At 71.4% G+C, this 2,510-nt stretch carries 2 protein-coding genes, 1 tRNA gene and 1 riboswitch; of the genes, 2 read left to right on the top strand and 1 reads right to left on the bottom strand.

Features of this window, described 5'->3' with window-relative positions:
* Positions 1–102 precede the first annotated feature (102 nt).
* A tRNA-Thr gene (locus tag V7E45_RS39835) sits at positions 103–179 on the top strand.
* A 104-nt stretch (positions 180–283) separates the two neighbouring features.
* Here the strand turns inward: V7E45_RS39835 and V7E45_RS39830 are convergent.
* The gene (locus V7E45_RS39830) at positions 284–826 is read right to left on the bottom strand and encodes a hypothetical protein (protein WP_333779180.1); all 543 of its coding nucleotides are present in this window, start codon (positions 824–826) and stop codon (positions 284–286) included.
* Positions 827–976: 150 nt separating this feature from the next.
* Positions 977–1,164, top strand: a riboswitch (cobalamin riboswitch).
* A 27-nt stretch (positions 1,165–1,191) separates the two neighbouring features.
* On the opposite strand from V7E45_RS39830, the gene V7E45_RS39825 reads away from it, so the two are divergent.
* The gene (locus V7E45_RS39825) at positions 1,192–2,313 is read left to right on the top strand and encodes a HoxN/HupN/NixA family nickel/cobalt transporter (protein ID WP_333779179.1); all 1,122 of its coding nucleotides are present in this window, start codon (positions 1,192–1,194) and stop codon (positions 2,311–2,313) included.
* Positions 2,314–2,510 lie beyond the last annotated feature (197 nt).

Raw genomic sequence — 2,510 nt, 5'->3', positions numbered from 1 at the left:
CCCCCCCCGCCCGGCGCCCCCGCCCCGGGGCCGGTACGAAGCACCCCGCGAAACTGTGTAGACTTACCGACGTTGCCGATCGCACCATAGTGCTGGCAGCACGCCGCTTTAGCTCAGATGGCCAGAGCAACGCACTCGTAATGCGTAGGTCTCGGGTTCGAATCCCGAAAGCGGCTCCATTTCGAAGCCCAGCTCGGACATTGTCCGAGCTGGGCTTTTTCGTTCGGCGGGTACGCGGTGATCGGTGATGAGGCGTGGACCGGCCGGCATGACACCTCCCGGCTCAGTCTCGCGCGCGGCCGATGGTCATCGACCAGCGCACCGTGGAGGGGGCCTCGACGGTGGCGGTGCCGCTGTGGGCGGTGCCGGTGACGCGCACCTCGTGGTAGACGGTGTCGGCCCGGTCGACGGGGCAGCTCAGGGTGAAGGCGACGTGTACGGGGCGCACTGTGACGCTGACCTCGCCCTGGCCCTGGCAGCGGAGCGCGAGGATCAGGGTGTCCCCCTTCCTGCCTCCGGTGAAGGCGATGCTCGCGTTGCCGGTGGTCGGCTCGAGGCGGCCGGCGAGGATCTCGTCCGGGTTCAGTTCCGGTGACCGGTGGAACATGGGGTGGGCGGCCTTACCCGCGGGGGCCGTGGCCGGACCGGCCGTGTGCGTAGGAGCCGTGCCCGCTGGGGCCACCGGAGTCGCGGCCGGTCTCGGTGCGGACGGCCCGGCGGGGCGTGACGGCTTCCCGGCGTCCGCGTCGGCGGCGTGGTCCGTGGCGCAGCCGGTGAGCAGCGCGGCGCACGCGAGGCCCAGGGCGGCGAGGGTGCGGAGGTACATGTCTGGTTCCCCGTTCTTCTGCGGTCGCCCGGATCATGTCAGCGGCACCGACCGGACCGCGGGCCTCCGCGCAACTCCTGAGCTGGATATGAGGTTGGAGGGATCACCGGGCTCCCCGGGGGCCGCCTTGCCGCCGGCGCGGGCGTCCTTCTAGGGTGAACGGGCCGTGGTGCTCGGGAAGACCGGTGACCGCCCTCAGGGGCGCAGTCCGGAGCGGCCCTCGCCACTGTGATCGGGAAGTTCCCGCCCCCTACACGCCACTGGCCGCACGGCCGGGAAGGCAGGGGCGGGCGCGTCGACCCGTCAGCCAGGAGACCGGCCACGGCATCACGAAGCTGATCCACGAGGTGCTGGAGCGTGACCGTATGACCGTGCCCACTGGCGTGCCCGAGAGCGGGCCCCGGCCCGCCGCCACCCCGACCTTCCGGTGGCGCCGCGAGGACACCGTCCGGACGGCCGGCCTCCTCGCCGTGATCGTCGCTCTGCACGTGGTCGCGTTCGGGATCCTGTTCCTGCTCGTGATCCCCCGTCACTACGAGGTCGACACCACGGCGTTCGGGATCGGACTGGGTGTCACGGCGTACACGCTCGGCATGCGACACGCCTTCGACGCGGACCACATAGCCGCGATCGACAACACCACCCGCAAGCTGATGGCCGACGGCAAGCGGCCGGTGTCGGTCGGCTTCTGGTTCGCGCTCGGCCACTCCAGCATCGTGGTCCTCATGGCCGCGCTGGTCGCGGGCGGCGCCAAGCTCGCCGGCACCCTGATGAACGACGGCTCCCGGACCCACCAGGTCCTCGGCACCGTCGGCACCACGGTCTCCGGCTCCTTCCTGTACCTGATCGCCGCGCTCAACCTCGTGGCGCTGCTGGGCATCCTGCGGGTCTTCAGGGCGATGCGGTCCGGGCGCTACGACGAGGCCGAGCTGGAGGCCCACCTCGACTCGCGGGGCTTCATGAACCGGCTGCTCGGCCGGCTCACCCGGTCCATCCGCCGGCCCGGCCAGATGTACCCGCTCGGCTTCCTCTTCGGCATCGGCTTCGACACGACGACGGAGGTCCTGCTCCTCGCCCTGGCCGGCAACGGGGCCGCCGCCGGGCTGCCGTGGTACGCCGTGCTGTGCCTGCCGCTGCTGTTCGCGGCCGGCATGAGCCTGTTCGACACGCTCGACGGCACGTTCATGAACTTCGCGTACCAGTGGGCGTTCTCCAACCCGGTGCGCAAGGTCTTCTACAACCTCACCATCACCGGTCTGTCCATCGCGGTGGCCTTCTTCGTCGGCACGATCGAGCTGGTCGGCGTCCTGCACGACAAGCTCGGCCTGGACGACGGGATCACCGGCTGGATAGCGGGGCTCGACCTGGACAACGTCGGCTACGTCATCGTCGGCCTGTTCGTGGTCGTCTGGGCCGTGGCCGTCGCCTACTGGCGGCTGGCCAAGGTCGAGGAGCGCTGGACGGCTCGCGCCGCCGACACCGGCTGACGTCCCCGTACCCCGGGTCGGGTGCTTGCCCCCGTACCCCTCCAACACCTCCGCCCGTCAACACCCGTGCCCGCCAACACCCGCGCCCGCCCGTACCCGTACGCGTCCACACCCCTACCCGCCCCCACCCCGACGGCCCCGGGCGCGGGCCGGTCGGGGGGGGGGGGGGTGGGGGGTGGGCGCGTTCCGGTAAGGGG

Source organism: Streptomyces sp. IBSBF 3136 (assembly GCF_036815105.1).
In the GTDB taxonomy this organism is placed as follows: Bacteria; Actinomycetota; Actinomycetes; order Streptomycetales; family Streptomycetaceae; genus Streptomyces.
The sequence above is the reverse complement of the archived record's forward strand: the minus strand, read 5'-3'. Positions and strand labels throughout refer to the sequence as shown.

Bases quoted from the DNA above. Each gene is read 5' to 3' on its own strand.
- V7E45_RS39830 (WP_333779180.1), bottom strand. From the start codon at position 826: ATGTACCTCCGCACCCTCGCCGCCCTGGGCCTCGCGTGCGCCGCGCTG.
- V7E45_RS39825 (WP_333779179.1), top strand. From the start codon at position 1,192: ATGACCGTGCCCACTGGCGTGCCCGAGAGCGGGCCCCGGCCCGCCGCC.